We start from the raw sequence: 13,816 nt of genomic DNA, 5'->3' as shown, positions 1-13,816 counted from the left end.
GATCAACCAACGACCTTGGCCCGACGTTCGAATTCGTCGCGGTCGGCCTGCGGGCGCAGTTCGTTCAGCGCGAACACCACGCAGAACTCCATGCCGGCCGGGTCCCGCATGATCACCCAGCGCCCTGGATGGTTCGCCCACGACGCGTCGACGACCGTGGCGCCGCAGTCGACGAGGCGCTTGACCTCGCCCTCGAGATCGTCGGTGTGGATGTCGAAATGGACGCCGGCCGCGCCGGGGCCGACATCCTGGACAACAATGCGGTTGGGATCAGCCGCGTCCGCGAGAATATGGTACGCCGGAAGTTTGGTGGCATGTGCTTCTGCACCCAACGCCGCCGACCAGAAAGCCACCGTCTGGTCACGGGCCTGCCCGGGGGTGTCGATGACGAAGGTGCTCAACAGAATGCGATGCATCGCGGTCCTTTCTAGCTCACTGGTGGGCTTCGGCCTTCCGGTAGCAACTCGATGCGAGAATGATCCAGCTGGCCTGGTGGCACGCGGGTTCATCAGGTGGAAGTTGGCGCCACGGATCGCGCCTTGGATCCACCCGGCAGCCGGGTCAGGCGCCGGCTGCTCCGTCAACGGCGATGGCCTGACCGGTGAGGTATGCCGGCGCATCGGTGCACAGCCAGACCGCCGTGTCGGCGATCTCGCGCGCTTCGGCGACGCGGCCGGACGGATTGGCGCGAATGAGACGTTCGATTGTCTCCTCCGACATGGACGCCCGGAACATCGGCGTGTCGACGGTCCCCGGGCACAGGGCATTCACGCGCACCCCGCGGGAGGCATACTCGCGAGCCGCCGCCCGTGTGAGCCCCACAACCCCGTGCTTGGCGGCGGTGTAGGCGGAGACCGTCGGTGCGGCCCGGATTCCCGCGACCGAGGCGCAGTTCACGATGGCACCGCCCCCCGATGCCAACAGCGCAGGCAGTTGATAACGCATGCAGGACCAGGTGCCCGTGAGATCGACCGCGATGACGCGGTTCCAGTTCTCCAGACTCGACTCGGCGACGAGCTTGCCCTGTTCGCCGTCGATGCCCGCGGCGTTGAAAGCCGCGTCCAACCGTCCGTAGGCGGCCACGGCGGTGTCGACGGCGGCCCGCACCGTGTCGTCATCCGCCACATCGCAGCGGACATAGATGCATTCTCCCAGCGCGCCGAGTTCGCCCTGGGCCTCCTGCCCGGCCTGCTCGTTCACGTCGGCGAGCACAGTGGCATACCCGCGGCGCAAGAACGCCTGCGCCGCCGCCCGGCCGATGCCCGAACCGGCGCCAGTGATAAAAGCAACTTTTCTCGACGCGGCGTCGCCCGTCACCGTCGGACCTCCCGTCCCAGAGCTGTCGAGCGCTCCGTCGGAGCCTTCGACGTCGGCAGATAGTCGATGACCAGGACTCCGTCCCGGAACACCGCCTTCAGGGCCTCGTCGGGCCGTGAGAGCAGGGTCGGATCAGCGAGTGGATCACCGTCGACGACGATCAGGTCAGCGAGCGCGCCAGGCGCGATCACACCGACCGTCGCGGGTGCGTCGACGAGAAGCTGCCCGGCGTTGCTCGTCCCCCAGGTGAGTACCTCCGCCGGTGACAGGCCGTCGATCTCGGAGTAGAACGCGAACTCGCGGCCGTAGTTGCCGACCTGGTGATCAAGCGGATCATCCTCGATCATCGTGCGGAATACGCCGCTGTAGTCGTCCCCTAGCAGGATCCGCACACCCGCCTGCTGGGCGACAGGGAGCATCTCGCGCACGTGATCGTAGAGCGCCGGCGTAACACCGAACTTCGCCGCATAACCAATCTCGAGCAGGCTCCACAGGTAGACAAGACTGGGTACCCAGAAGGTGCCGGCCGCGACCATCAGGTCGATGCACTCCTGGTCGATCTCGTCACCGTGGTCGATGATGTCGACGCCGAGATCGAGGCATTCGAGGATCATTTCCTTGTCGGCCACGTGTGCACGGACTTTGGCTCCGCGTTCATGGGCTGTGCGTACCAACGAGGAAAGCTCGTCTCGCGAGATGTTCCGCGAGGTCGCGTTGGGAATGCCGTGCCCGGCGCCGGCGAAGACCTTGATGATCTCCACGCCGCGACTGATCTCCTGCCGGACCATCATGCGGATAGCGTCGGGACCATCGCCGCACAGGTCGATGCCGGGCGTCTCGTAGCGTTTCCACCAGCGGCTGCGGTTGTTCATGTCGCCCGTGGTGCCGATATGGTGCCCGCAGGCCCGGATCCGGGGTCCCGGGATGATGTCCTGGGCGATGGCCATCTTCAGCTGCGCGTCGATGTCATGGGCGCACCCGGCACCCGCATAGCCGGTGAAGCCGCTTTCCAGCAGCACCCGGCAGGTGCGGACGCCGATCGCCATCATCACCCCGGGCGGCAGTTCCTTGCCGGGCTTCTCACCGGAGAAGATATCGAACTTGTAGAAGTCCGGGTGCAGATGAGAGGTGATCAGACCGGGCATGACAGTCATGCCACCCACGTCGATGACATCGTTGCCATCGCGGCCAGCGGTCTCGCCTACAGCAGTGATGATATTGCCATCCACCACGACCGAGCTCATGCCCGGGCGCATCGTGTGACCGTCGAAGATACGAGCATTCGCGAGGACGACCATTTCACACCTGCGGGGCGTCGCCGCGGCCGCGCCGGCTGAGGCGCCACTCGGGTGGAAAGCGCTCGTCATTGTCGCGGACGGCGCCCGTTAGCCCGCGGTCGAGGGTCTCCCGGTTGATTTCAAGCCCTTCACCGTCGGGTCGCAGCAGGCGCCCGGTCGACTCCAGAAGCCCGGAAAGGATGCTGCCCATGTATTCACCCTGGTGCTGTTTGAAGATTTCGAAGAAGGTCTTCTGGACGAACACCGTGTCGGTCGGCCGTGAGCGTGCGCACGCGAGCGCGTACTTGGCCGTCATCGCCTCGAGCTCGTCGAACGGCACGACGGCGTTGACGAAGTCGCAGTCGTACATCTCCTTGGCGGTGAACGGCCGGCCGGTGAAGACCATCTCCATGAACTTGCGAATACCCATCATCGAGCACCACTGCCACTGTCGGGCCGCGAATCCGGCGTAGCGGAACGCGGCGTGGCCGAACAGGGCGTCCTCGGCGGAGATGACGATATCGGCATCGGCTGCCTGGTAGAAGTGCCAGCCGTAACAGTAGCCGCGGACCTCGAGGATGCTGATCTTCTTGAAATCCTGAAGGCTTCGCATCCCGGCGCTCGGATCCGTGTAGAACTGCACGTTCGACGCCCCGTAGCGATAAGTGCCCGTCCGCGGGTACTCGACGTCGGCGTCCTCGGGGATCCGAACAATGTGCTTCATCGTGACGTCGCCGCGGCGAGCCATGATGTCCATCAGCTCCGGTAGGTCAGCGCCGCTACCCAGGTTGGGTCCGTTAGCCCGGATGACTAGCACCTTGACTTCGTCGTCGATGCCGGCCTGCCGGATCAGGTCGGCGTAGCGGTGCTGGGCGTCGATCGTCATGGCGTTGAGCTCGTCAGCGCGGTCCAGGGTGATCGTGGCGATACGTGTGTCCGGGTCTTTCTCGTACAACACGATCTCCTCGGCGGAAGGACGCCCCGTTGCCTCAGCCATGTGCGTTGCTCCTGTGACTCGTGGAACTCAGATCGGTGACGATCAGTGAATCTCTGCTGTGTCTCGGTCCACCCGCGGTGGCTCCGAGAACCAGGATGGGATGATTTCCCTGAGCTCGGACAGCCGGACTTTTCCTGTCTCCGTAAGGGGGACGTCATTGTGCGTGATAAACACGACGCGTCGTGGGATCTTGAAGCTGGACAACCGTTCACGCAGCGTCGCGCGGATACCCTCGGCTGTCGGGTTCGTGTCCGGTGCCGGGACGACCGCCGCGACGACGATCTCGCCGAACTCCGGATCCGGGAGGCCCGCGACCAACGCCACGTCCACCTCGGGCAGCGCGCGCAGCGCCGCTTCCACCTCAAGGCGGGACACATTTGCCGAATTCGTCTTGATCATGTCTCCGGTGCGGCCGACGAAGTAGGCGTAGCCATCCGCGTCGATGCGCACCAGGTCTTTGGTGGGGTAGAACCCGTCGGCCGTGAACACCGTGCGCCGTTCGACTTTGTAGAAGCCGGTCATCAACGCGCCCCCGCGCAGCTGAAGCTCGCCCACCTCGCCGGGGGGAACCTCAACGCCGGTGTCCGGGCTGACAACCCGCCGCTCTATCCCGTTCACACCACGCCCACAGGAGCCGGTCTTGTCATCGGGCATGCGCTGGTTGATGGGTTCGGCGCTGTGCATGGAGAAGCTTTCGGACATCCCGAGCAGGTTGGCACGCAGGCCCGGGGGAATGAGTTCACCGTTCTCCCGACGAGGTGGCCCGCCCATGCCGCGGATCGCGTCGACGTCGATGCCCCGGGCGACAGCGGCCGCTCGCAGCCTCGGCAGCACATGCCAGACGACGACATAGGTGACGCTGTGCCGCTCGATCATCTCGATGGCGTCCGCGATGTCGGGCGAGCGCGGATAGATCAGCGTCCCGCCGGTACTCAGGACCTGTAGCGCGGCTGCGATACCCCCCATCCAGAAGGCGGGAAGCAGGCACAGGGTACGGTCCGCGTCGGTCAGCAGGAAGTACCGGGCGAGAGCCCGCGGCTGGCACGCTACCGCCCACTGCCCGTGAACCACGGCCTTGGGAGTCGCGGTGCTCCCCGAGGTATAGACGACGAGCGCGTCGTCGGCGGGCGAGACCTCACGCTCCACGGCCGCGAGCAGATCGTCATCAGGAGCGCCGGGCAGCGCGGCGCGCGCGAGTAGATCGCTGACCGGCGCAGCCCAGGAGAGCCCGTCACCGTCCTGGAGCCACACGGAGCGCAGGTGCGGGGCGCACTGCAGACGGAGCGCACCCGCGGTACCAGCGGCCAGCCCTGGAAGCGCCGCGGTCAGGTTCTTGGCGAAGTCGCGGCGCAGGAAACGGCGCGCGCCGATCAGAATCTGCGCATCGCTGGTCCGCAGGATGTGAGCCAGCTCCGGAGGCGTCGTCAGCGTGCTGATCGGAGTAACTAGGGCCCCGATCCGCAGCGCCGCGTAGAAGGTGGTCAGCCACAGGGCGCCATCGGGTGCGAGCAGAGCGATCCGAGTGCCCTTGCCGACGCCGCTGGCGAGCAACGCCCGCGCCATCTCGCCTGACCGGCGCTCCAGCTGACGATAGGTCAGCACCTCCTCGCCGTGGATCACTGCCGGGTGTTCGCTGCGCGACGCGACCATCTCGGCGAGCAGAGCTGGAAAAGTCGCGGTGTGATCGGTCGGATGCATCAGTGTCGGGCGATCTCAGTAGTCCCCGCACCGGGAACGACAATGGCGTCGGAGCCGTCCCAGGTACGCGCAGCCGCGCGCATGGTCGAGAACCAGGCCTCTCGCGTCTCGCTCGGCTCCAAAAGTTCGATCATGAATCCCAAGGTTGGGCTGGTGTCGATCCAGCACGTACGGCTCGTGCCAGTGACCCCTTCGAAGGCCAGGACGGCTCCTGCTGCGAGGTAGGCGTCGCGCTCGGCTTCGTAGTCGGTGCAGGTGATGGCCAGGTGGTGCACGCCGCCCTCACCCCGGCGGAATACGTCTCGAAACACGCCAGGATCGTCGTTGTCCTGACACACAAGCTCGACCTGGAGGTCGCCGGCGTAGGCGATCGCGGCTCTGACCGCGGGGAAGGCCGCTGGCTCACCGCGGTGGTGGCCGTCCGCGAACGCCACCCCGTCGAACCAGAAGAACGGACCGACGCCGGCGGACCCGACCCATGCGTCAATGGCCGCATGGAGGTCGGGCACGACCCAGCACACCTGCATGAAACTGCGGTTGGTTAAGAGGGCAGGGATCACTGGCTTCCCTTTCAGCTGATGACCGGGAAACGTCCGCCACCGAACGGCTGCCAGGGCGTCATATCGCTTGAGTCGAAGTTCGGGCAGGGCGAGCCGTTCCAGCAGGCGTCAGCCGGCTGTGTGACGAGGAGGTAGGTCCACCGGGGGCGGTCGGTCATATTGGGCCCGCTGCCGTGGATGGTCAGGTGGGTGTGGACGGTGATGTCGCCGAGCTCATAGGTCATATGCTCGGACATCTCAAGCCGGCGGAGTTCGGGGAAGACGTCCAGGGCGTCTCCGTCGCCGTAGCAGGTGTAATCGCCCAGTACGCCTTCGCGGTGGGAGCCGCTGACGAATGACATCGTTCCCGCGGGCGGCCCACAGGGCTCCAGCGGGATCCAGAAGGTCATGCCGCCGGATCGGTCGACGGCGAAGGTGATGAAGTCCTGGTGATAGGCGGTAGGCCCGTTGCCGCCGTGGCGCGCGGCCTTCGCCGCGGGTAGCTTAGGTACGAAAAAGTCCGAGTAGTAGCGGACGTCGACGCCGGCCCCGTCCGCGCTGCGCCGTCGCTGCAGCAGCTTCGCGCTCCTGCCGATTTCGAAGATCAGCGGGCGCAGCACGGGGTGGGCCAGACCGAAGCTGCGCTGGGCGTTGAAGTACGAGAGACCGGGCTTGCCCTCGGTGACGGCAGCTTCCAGGACAGGGGAGATGGGGTTGCTGTCGGCGTCCTCTCCCATCACCTCACGGGCAAGATCGAGCATCGAGCGCAGGTACTGCGGATCCACGAAGCGCTTCAGCTTGACCCAGCCGAACTCGCGAAGATGATCGATCTCCTCTTCCGTCACCGACCGGCATGGCGGTGACGGTGAAGTCGCCGGGTTTGCAGTCATCTCGATCTCCTCAGCGTGCGCGCGTCTGGTCGTCTAGGCGAAGATTCCCGGGCCTTCGCGGAATGCGTATAGGCCGACGGCTTCGTCCTCAGCGGGAGTAAATGGGTTGGCGATCTCGTCGGGCGTTGGGCCGATGCGGTCCGCGACCGCCCGCAGCTTGGCGCGGTCGAGACCGTAGACCTCGATCGCCGTGTCACCGAGATAGCGGCGGGTGTGCTCTGGGTCGATGTCCCAGAACGTCGACCGCATCGCCTCCCGGGTGTGAGGCCAGGTACCTTCGGCGTGCGGGTAGTCGTCTCCCCACATCGTGTTCGCCACGAGGTTGTGTTCGACGCCGAACTTCGCTTCCCAGTTGGCCATGAAGCTCGCGCCGATGAAGCAGTTGCGGTGGAAGTACGTGGAGGGCCTCTCGGGCAATGTCGCACGCAGCGCCGATCCACCGGGCCCGGAGTAGAGGCCGTCCATGTCGGCCATGACCTGTGGCGCCCAGTCCATCCACTGTTCGGTCATCACGAGTTTCAGTGTGGGATGCCGGGCGAAGACGCCAGCGAGGATCATCACCCAGACCCCCCGGCGGGTACGCCAAGTAGTTTCCATCATGTACATGGACTGGGCGCCGGGGCCCTTGTAGGGGTAATGCTCCCCACCGCCACCATGCGTGTTGAGCGAGAGCCCCGTCTCCTCAGACACCGCCCAGAGCGGTTCCCAGACGGGGTCATTGAGCATCGGCAGGTCGCTGCGAGGCGCCGGCAGGTTGATCCCTTTCAGACCTGCTGCGGCCGCCCACTCGACTTCACGCACGCAGGCTTCCGGGTCGGAAATCGGTATGTGCGCGATGCCAGCATGGCGTTCTGGGGACTCGGAGACGAAATCGGCGAGCCACCGGTTGTAGATCCGGACACCGGCTGGCTCGAGGTGGTTGTAGCTGGAGTTCCCCCAGGAGATCAGGCCGGTGGTCGAGAACGGGATGGACTGGCCGTTGAGGCCTCCATGGTAGATAACGGACGCCGCGGTGCCCGCCCTGTCCATGTCGGCGATGCGCGCGGCATGATTCTGCAAACCTGGAACCAGACTAGCCTCGTAGCTTCGCTGAAGAAAACCCCGGTCGACCTGGTCGGCGTTGCGGATCCCCGCGACCTTGCCGAACGCGGCGGCCTGCTCCTTGCCCAGCTCCGCGCGGGACCTACCGAGCGACCAGCTCTCCTCCTCGCCGGGCTTCGCGGCCTCCGACGACCGCCACGAGAGCAGTCCATGGCCCTCCATCTCCGCGACGAACCGATCGAAGTCATCGAGGTGCTTCGCCTCGCAGTAGTCCCGCAACTGACCCGCGACCGACGGGCCGACGTGGCTGTCAGTCGACACCACGATGTAGCGCTCACTCTGTTCGGATGCGACCTGCGGCATGACGCTCCTTCCGCCCGGTTGAGAACACTGTAGTGCGAAATGACACTCAGTGCCAGCTCGGCCGCGACCTCACGCCTGCCAGTTGGCAAGATCGCAGCCGAGCTACGTAGATCTGGATGGCACTGCGTGCCAGCCCTGAAGGATAGAATCTTCCTGGCATATGACGGATACGACACTGGGTGAGAACGCGCGGCCGGCTAGGGGCCCTCGGTGTCGCGCGATGATAGGAAGACCCTGCTCACGGACCGCCCTCGCTCGTGTGGCGAGGACCCGGGCTGTGGCGCGAGACGGAAGAGCTCTGTGACCCCCACACCCCAACAGACATCGGTCGAGGCCATCGAGAAAGCCGCCCTGGAGATGATCGCCGCGCGCGGCTTCCAGGACGTCACGGTCGAGGAGATCGCCAATGCGGCCGGCGTCTCACGGCGAACCTTCTTCCGGTACTTCGCGTCGAAAAACGACATCCTGTTCGGAAACTTCGCCGGGCTCCTGAAGGAACTCGATGACTGGTTCGCGTCGGTGCCAGATGATCGACCCATGTTCGATGCCATTGCCGAGGGGGTGATGCGTTTCAACCGGGCGAACACTGACGGCCCGGTCGCCCATCGACAGCGCATGGAGCTGATCCTGCTCACTCCCGCGCTGAAGGCGAACGCCTCGCTCCGAAACGCCGAATGGCTGGCTGTGATCGCACGGTACGCCGCACGCCGGCTCGACGAACCAGAGGATGCACTGGGGCCGCAGCTCATCGGTCATGTCTCACTGGGTGCCGCGAACGCCGCCTACGAGCGTTGGCTGCGTGACGCCTCCGCTGATCTGAATGAGCTCGTGCGTCGCGCGTTTCGCATGGCGCGCACGCTCGCGGAGCTGGACATTGCTACCACCCGGTCCAGTTGGCGACTGGACCGGGAGTCGTTCAAAGGCAGCTAGGAGGCATCGTTGCTCATGCCCGCTGGCAGGAGGTAAAGGCAGAACTCGTTGCCTTCCGGGTCGGCCATGCATCGCCAGGAGAAGGTCTCCAGCTCGTGCGTCTTCCCAGGCTCGATCCACGTCCCGCCCAGCGCGAGGACTCGCTCCGTCTCGGCCTCGAGGTCGTCGACGACGAGGTCGAAATGCGCTCGGTTCTTGCCCGCCTTGGCCTCGGGGACCCGCTGCAGGACGATCATCAGACCCTCGCGGTTCGGCGCCATCGCGTGATACCGCCCCTCGTCGTAGGTCAGCAGCGTCTCGACTCCTTGGAGTGCGCCATAGAAGTCGGCGAGACGTACTGGATCTTGGCTATCGAGAACGATGTATGCAGGCATCAGGACCTCTCTTGCGATCTCTGGACAACGATGGCACTGCGTGCCATCGTTGTCCAGAGATCGCAATTCCCTTCACTGCTGATAGAGGCCCCACAGGATGCCACGCTCCGGACCTGCCTCCCCGAGGGGTGGCATGCAGTGCCGTGCTGCTGCCTCCTCCTCACCGCCGGACGTGGCATCCACCGCTGGACCGGAGCGGCGTTTGCGCTCCGCAAGGCACGCGTCGCGCTCGACAAGATCCACAGCCGCCTTGTGGTCCAGCGCGTTGCCACTTTCGACCGCAGCCGGCTCAGCTCGTCCCGACCTGCAAAGTGCCACCGGAGGCATTCGCCATGACAGCTGCCCCGCTAGACGGCGCGCTCGTGTCGCCTGCGATCGACGGCCAGTGGCCTCGTCCCGAGCCGGCGCGCACCCTTGAACAGGAGCGACTGCACCGCAAGCAGCGGCTCGCCGGCGCCTACAGGATCTTTGGCCAGCTCGGATACGGCGAAGGCCTCGCAGGACATATCACCGCCCGCGACCCGGAGTTGACCGACCACTTCTGGGTGAACCGCTTCGGGGTTGACTTCCGCCGGATCAGCGTTTCGAGTCTGCTTCTGGTGAATGCCGAGGGTGAGATCGTGGAGGGGCGGCCGCCGTTGAACACCGCGGCGTTCGCGATCCACTCGGAAGTCCACACGGCCCGGCCGGAGGTGGTTGCCGCCGCGCACACTCATTCTCGCTACGGCAAGGCACTGTCCGTGCTCGGCGAGCCGCTGTATCCGATCACGCAAGACGCCTGCGCGTTCCATCAGGAACATTCGATCTTCGACGACTTCACCGGCGTGGTCCTCAGCACCAACGAGGGCCGGCGCATCGCCAGCGCACTCGGCCCGGGCAAGCTGGTGATCCTCGCCAATCACGGACTGCTGACCGTCGGCACCACCGTGGAGTCGGCGGCGTACTGGTTCATCGCTGCCGAGCGGGCCGCCCAGGTGCAGCTCGTCGCACAGGCGGCAGGAAAGCTGCGGCTGCTCGACGACGTGACGGCCAAGCGCACAGCCAGGCAGGTCGGCGGCGAGACCCTGGCACGCTGGGGGTTCGAAGCGTACTACCAGCACATCGTCAAGGAGCAGCCCGATCTACTTGACTAGGCCTTGTTCGGCCGGCGAACTCCAGACCGCCCACCGCAATCCGCGGCCTGCTCCAAAGGATCCAATTCAGGTTGTCCGCTGCCGAGGCCGCCGAAGCCGGCGACGGCGCTAGCCGACAACATTAATTCTGGACGACCCGTGGCATCTCGTGCCATGTTGGGCACGTTGATAAAGCATCCTGTCGAGGAGACGAAGCTGTGACAATCACACAACAACCGGAGATCTACTATGACCCGTATGAGCCGGCACTCCAGGTCGACCCCTTCCCGATCTTCCGTCGTATGCGGGACGAGCAGCCGCTGTACTACAACGAGAAGCATGATTTCTATGCGCTCAGCAGGTTCGACGATGTAGACAAGGCCTTCGTGGACGTTGCCACCTTCAGCTCCGCCCGCGGAAATATTCTTGAGTTGATCAAAGCGAACATGGACCTCCCGTCAGGGGTTTTCATTTTCGAGGACCCGCCGATGCACCCCGTGCATCGCGGCGTCCTTACCGGAATCTTCACCCCGCGGAAGATGGCCGCCCTCGAGGGTCGGATCCGCGACTTCTGCGCCCAGGTACTCGACCCGCTGGTGGGCTCCCGACAGCTTGACTTTGTTGCCGACCTCGGGGCAAAGATGCCCATGCGGGTGATCGGGATGCTGCTGGGCATCCCGGAGCAGGATCAGGAGGAGATCAGGGTCCACCAAGACGAGAAGCTGCGGCGAGAGGAAGGGGAGCCCGGCGAGTTCAACGACGACCAGTTCGCCGACGGGACGTTCTTCACGCAATACATCGACTGGCGGGTGAAGAACCCGTCCGATGACCTGATGACGGCACTGATAAACGCTGAGTTCGAGGACGAGAAGGGCACGATCCGCCGCCTGACTCGTGACGAGCTTCTCATCTTCATCAATGTACTGGCCACGGCCGGCAACGAGACTACGAATCGGACCATCGGCTGGTCCGGCAAGATCCTCGGCGACGCCCCTGACCAACGGCGAGAGCTCGTCGCGAATCCCGAGCTGATTCCCAACGCGGTGGAAGAGATCCTGCGCCTGCAGCCGGCTGCACTGCAAGCGTGCCGGTACGTCACCCGGGACGTCGAGATCCACGGCCAGACTATGCCCGAGGGCAGCGTTCTGATGCTGCTCATGGGGTCGGCGAACCGCGACGAACGGGTCTTTCCGCCAGATGGTGACCGCTTTGACATCCACCGCAAGATCGGTCGCCACCTGACCTTTGGCCGAGGCAACCACTTCTGCCTCGGAGCGGCCCTCGCTCGCCTCGAGGCCCGTATCGCCGTCGAAGAGATCCTCAAACGCTTCCCGGACTGGGAGCCCGACATGGACAAGGCAAAGCTCGACTCTTCCCAGGTACGCGGCTGGGCGACGCTGCCGGTCCACCTCCCGTGAAGGTTAATACGTCGCTTCCGTGGTAACGTTTCCGCGTTGTCACCCGGACCTCAGGTTGCGGCAAGGCTGCTGATAGCGGCTCCGGGCTGGGCCGAGGAATTTTGGTGGACTGAAAAAATGTGGTCTGCCGACTTCGGGTCTCTGGCCGAGAACCTGACTTTTCGATCAAGGGTCGCCTAGTTCTGGTTCAGGGTACTAAGGTCACCGTTGTTATCGGGCTTGGTTTTCCCGCTCGGCTCTGAATCGCAGCCTGAGATCACCGTTTACCGTCAGAGGTAGCTGGCGCTCGGAGACGGAGTTCTCAGGCGCCCGATCCGAAGGGCCACCAGATTCTCATGAAGCGATTACACGCCGGTGTAGGTCGGTTGCCGGTATTCCTGGTCGCGCTGGCGCTCGCGCTGGTTGCGGCCTGTTCGAACTCGGGCGGTGGAGACTCGGCCGAGAACGGCGCCACCACGGGACCGGCTCCGGCGAACGGGGCGCCAGGCGTGACCGCCAACGCCATCAGTTTCTCGATGCTCGCGACCAAGACGAACAACCCGACCGGAGCCTGCATCTACGAATGCTTCGCCCAGGGGATCGAGGCCTACTTCGCCTTCCGTAACAGCGAAGGCGGTGTTCACGGCCGGCAGCTGAAACTGACGAGGAAGATCGACGATCAGCTTGGTCGGAACCAGCAGGGCGCGCTGCAGATCATCACCGCGGACGACACGTTCGGCACGTTCAGCGCCGCCCAGCTTCCCACCGGGTGGGGCGATCTGGCGAAGGCGGGCGTTCCCCAGTACGTGTGGGCCATCCAACCCGCCGCGATGGCCGGCCACGACAACGTCTGGGGCAATATCGGCGTCACGTGCCTCGAGTGCACCGCCCGCTACTACCCCTACAGCGCCAAGCTCGTCGGCGCGACGCATATCGCGGCCCTGGGCTACGGCATCTCCGACTCTTCGAAGCGGTGCGCCCAGTCCGCCCGGGACTCGATCAACCTGTACGCCCCGGACACCGGCCAGCAGGTGTCGTACTTCAACGACACGCTCGCGTTCGGTCTTCCCAACGGCGTCGGCCCCGAAGTGTCGGCGATGAAGCGCGCGCGCGTCGACATGATCGTGAGCTGCTTCGATCTGAACGGTCAGAAGACCCTCGCGCAGGAGCTGAAGCGCCAGGGCCTGGCGGACGTGAAGATCCTCCACCCGAACACCTACGAGGAGAAGTTCGTACAGAAGGCCGGCGACCTGTTCGAAGGCGACATCGTGCAGGTCGCCTTCCGGCCCTTCCAGGCGGAGGCGGGTGACAGTGCCCTCGCCGACTTCCAGAAGTGGATGGCCAAGAGCGGCGCGGAGGTCAGTGAGGTCGCCATGGTCGGCTGGATCGACGCGGACATTGCCTACCAGGGGATCCTGGCGGCTGGACCCTCGTTCACCCGGCAGAGCGTAACCGACGCGACGAACAAGATCACTGACTTCACCGCGGGTGGTCTGGTGCCGCCCATCGACTGGACCCGGATGCACGAGAGCGCGACCCAGGACGACCCGACCTCGCACGGCCCCGTCCAGGAATGCGTGAGCTTTGTGCAGGTCAGGGGAGGCAAGTTCAACATGGTGGGCGGAACAGCGGCGAAGCCGTTCGTCTGCTGGTCGAACGAGAACCGCGACTGGAGCGAACCGACCCTGACATCCTTCGACTAGACCGCAGGTAGTTGACGTGGAATCGCTGGCCGGCGGCCCCGCCGGCCAGCGGCCACGGGACGTCCGGCAGGGATGAGCCTTGGTCACGAGCCGTAGCGGTGGCGGAGCCGGTGGTCCTGGCCCGGGGGAAGGACCCCGAGCGGAGTACAGATAGAGGTCGACGCCGAGCTTCTCGGCA

General features: G+C 65.1%; 13 protein-coding genes. 4 read left to right on the top strand and 9 right to left on the bottom strand.

Annotated features, from left to right (window positions below):
- Positions 1–2: 2 nt before the first annotated feature.
- The 8 genes from FREUN1FDRAFT_RS39680 to FREUN1FDRAFT_RS39675 form a co-directional block, all read right to left on the bottom strand.
- A complete protein-coding gene (locus FREUN1FDRAFT_RS39680) occupies positions 3–416 on the bottom strand; it encodes a VOC family protein (protein WP_006540182.1) in 414 nt (137 codons plus the stop codon).
- 145 nt (positions 417–561) lie between these two features.
- A complete protein-coding gene (locus FREUN1FDRAFT_RS11385; protein WP_006540181.1) occupies positions 562–1,317 on the bottom strand; it encodes an SDR family oxidoreductase in 756 nt (251 codons plus the stop codon).
- Entirely contained in the window at positions 1,314–2,471 is a 1,158-nt protein-coding gene (locus FREUN1FDRAFT_RS11380) for an amidohydrolase family protein (RefSeq protein WP_198144298.1), read from the bottom strand. Before FREUN1FDRAFT_RS11380 ends, FREUN1FDRAFT_RS11385 begins: the two co-directional genes overlap by 4 nt.
- Positions 2,472–2,616: 145 nt before the next feature.
- Positions 2,617–3,591, bottom strand: coding sequence for an enoyl-CoA hydratase/isomerase family protein (locus tag FREUN1FDRAFT_RS11375; protein ID WP_006540179.1), 975 nt, complete (start codon positions 3,589–3,591; stop codon positions 2,617–2,619).
- A gap of 42 nt (positions 3,592–3,633) precedes the next feature.
- Complete coding sequence (locus FREUN1FDRAFT_RS11370) at positions 3,634–5,289, bottom strand: class I adenylate-forming enzyme family protein (protein ID WP_006540178.1); 1,656 nt, start codon at positions 5,287–5,289, stop codon at positions 3,634–3,636.
- Positions 5,289–5,849: a VOC family protein gene (locus FREUN1FDRAFT_RS11365; protein ID WP_006540177.1), complete on the bottom strand. Its 561-nt coding sequence runs from the start codon at positions 5,847–5,849 to the stop codon at positions 5,289–5,291. The genes FREUN1FDRAFT_RS11370 and FREUN1FDRAFT_RS11365 overlap by 1 nt, the downstream gene beginning before the upstream one ends.
- An 11-nt stretch (positions 5,850–5,860) precedes the next feature.
- A complete protein-coding gene (locus FREUN1FDRAFT_RS11360) occupies positions 5,861–6,718 on the bottom strand; it encodes a phytanoyl-CoA dioxygenase family protein (protein WP_006540176.1) in 858 nt (285 codons plus the stop codon).
- 33 nt (positions 6,719–6,751) lie between these two features.
- On the bottom strand, positions 6,752–8,122 hold the full coding sequence (locus FREUN1FDRAFT_RS39675; RefSeq protein ID WP_006540175.1) for an amidohydrolase family protein: 1,371 nt from the start codon (positions 8,120–8,122) through the stop codon (positions 6,752–6,754).
- Between the two features lie 300 nt (positions 8,123–8,422).
- Between FREUN1FDRAFT_RS39675 and FREUN1FDRAFT_RS11350 the strand changes: the two genes are divergently transcribed.
- Complete coding sequence (locus tag FREUN1FDRAFT_RS11350; protein ID WP_006540174.1) at positions 8,423–9,052, top strand: TetR family transcriptional regulator; 630 nt, start codon at positions 8,423–8,425, stop codon at positions 9,050–9,052.
- Here FREUN1FDRAFT_RS11350 and FREUN1FDRAFT_RS11345 read toward each other — a convergent pair.
- Positions 9,049–9,426, bottom strand: coding sequence for a VOC family protein (locus FREUN1FDRAFT_RS11345; RefSeq protein ID WP_006540173.1), 378 nt, complete (start codon positions 9,424–9,426; stop codon positions 9,049–9,051). The two genes, FREUN1FDRAFT_RS11350 and FREUN1FDRAFT_RS11345, sit on opposite strands and share 4 nt — an antisense overlap.
- A gap of 332 nt (positions 9,427–9,758) precedes the next feature.
- On the opposite strand from FREUN1FDRAFT_RS11345, the gene FREUN1FDRAFT_RS11340 reads away from it, so the two are divergent.
- From FREUN1FDRAFT_RS11340 to FREUN1FDRAFT_RS11330, 3 genes are all read left to right on the top strand, one after another.
- On the top strand, positions 9,759–10,559 hold the full coding sequence (locus FREUN1FDRAFT_RS11340) for a class II aldolase/adducin family protein (protein WP_006540172.1): 801 nt from the start codon (positions 9,759–9,761) through the stop codon (positions 10,557–10,559).
- Between the two features lie 197 nt (positions 10,560–10,756).
- On the top strand, positions 10,757–11,956 hold the full coding sequence (locus FREUN1FDRAFT_RS11335; RefSeq protein WP_006540171.1) for a cytochrome P450: 1,200 nt from the start codon (positions 10,757–10,759) through the stop codon (positions 11,954–11,956).
- Between the two features lie 335 nt (positions 11,957–12,291).
- On the top strand, positions 12,292–13,638 hold the full coding sequence (locus FREUN1FDRAFT_RS11330) for an ABC transporter substrate-binding protein (RefSeq protein ID WP_006540170.1): 1,347 nt from the start codon (positions 12,292–12,294) through the stop codon (positions 13,636–13,638).
- The last annotated feature ends 178 nt before the right edge of the window (positions 13,639–13,816 follow it).

The sequence above is a fragment of the Parafrankia sp. EUN1f genome (genome assembly GCF_000177675.1).
Classification (GTDB): domain Bacteria; phylum Actinomycetota; class Actinomycetes; order Frankiales; family Frankiaceae; genus Parafrankia.
The sequence above is the reverse complement of the archived record's forward strand: the minus strand, read 5'-3'. Positions and strand labels throughout refer to the sequence as shown.